2 protein-coding genes are annotated in these 1,211 nt (G+C 61.8%); both read left to right on the top strand.

Annotated elements, in window-relative coordinates; translation table 11 throughout:
- The first annotated feature begins 56 nt into the window (after positions 1-56).
- A complete protein-coding gene (locus ACGTN6_RS20530; RefSeq protein ID WP_183385747.1) occupies positions 57-368 on the top strand; it encodes a DUF1153 domain-containing protein in 312 nt (103 codons plus the stop codon).
- 5 nt (positions 369-373) lie between these two features.
- Positions 374-1,183, top strand: a complete 810-nt coding sequence (locus ACGTN6_RS20535; protein ID WP_394594906.1) for an IS3 family transposase — start codon at positions 374-376, stop codon at positions 1,181-1,183.
- Positions 1,184-1,211: the final 28 nt, after the last annotated feature.

Below are 1,211 nucleotides of genomic sequence, written 5' to 3' on the forward strand. Positions count from 1 at the left end.
TGAAGTGACCCCCTCCATAGCTGCACAGGCTATAGTGCAGCCATCAGGAGGACAGGATGAGCGACGACAACCCGATCAAGCGATGGACCGCCAAGCGCAAGGCCGCCGTGGTCATGGACATCTTCAAGGGTAAGACCACGGCCGCTGAGGTGGCCCGCCAGTACGATCTCACTGTCTCCGAGGTCGAGGGCTGGATCGATGAAGCCCAGCGCAGCATGGAGAACGGGTTCAAGGCCCGCCCCAAGGACATCCGTGAGCAGTACGAGTCTGAGCTCCGTGAGACCAAGGAGGCACTGGGCGAGGCCCATCTGCAGATCTATGCACTAAAAAAATTCAAGCGCCTGCTCGACGAGGACGAGAACTCGTAAGGTCGCTGCAGGCGCAACTGGCCGACGAAGGTCATGTGGTGTCGCTCGTCAAGCTCTGCCGCTGGCTGGGGTTCCCCCGGCGAAGCCTGTATTACCGGCCTAAGGCGCGGCAGCGTGTCATCAATGCCGACTTGGCGGCACGGGTGAAACTGGCCCTGGAGCGCTTCCCCACCTATGGCTATCGCCGCCTGGCGTGCATCCTGGGTGAGAACCGCAAGCCGATCCAGCGCATCCTGCAGCTGAAAGGCTGGCAGGTGCGCAAGCGGCCACAAGGCTTCCGACCGCGAGCCAAGAGCCTGCCGTCCGTCGCGTCACGGCCTGACGAGCGATGGGCCACCGATCTCACGCACGTGTGGTGCGGCAAGGATCGGCGGGCCAGTTTGGCGGTGATCATCGATTGCTGTACGCGAGAGATCCTCGGCTGGCGATTATCGGATAATGGCAGCAGCAAGACCGCGGAGGCGGCTCTGGAAGAGGCATTGGTACACCGATTCGGCGCCTTGGGCAGGGTTCATCAACCTCTGGCGCTACGGTCCGACAACGGCCTGGTCTTCAGCAGTCGCCACTACACGAGCACGGTGAAGGCGTATGGCCTGTCCCAGGAGTTCACGACGCCATATACGCCGGAGCAGAACGGCCTCGTTGAGCGCTTCTTCCGGTCCTTGAAGGAGGAATGCATCTGGCAGCATCGGTTCGAGTCGCTGGGCCAAGCCAGAGCGGTGATCAGCCGATGGATCCGCTACTACAACGACGTACGGCCACATCAGTCTCTGGGCTATGTGGCTCCCCGAGCACACCCAGCATTAGCCGCGTAGGGTGAGCAGAAACTAGGGGGTCATTACA

The sequence above is a fragment of the Halomonas sp. B23F22_20 genome, from assembly GCF_043496985.1.
GTDB lineage: Bacteria > Pseudomonadota > Gammaproteobacteria > Pseudomonadales > Halomonadaceae > Halomonas.

Coding starts and splice junctions, on each gene's coding strand:
- ACGTN6_RS20530 (WP_183385747.1), top strand. CDS start 57: ATGAGCGACGACAACCCGATCAAGCGATGGACCGCCAAGCGCAAGGCC.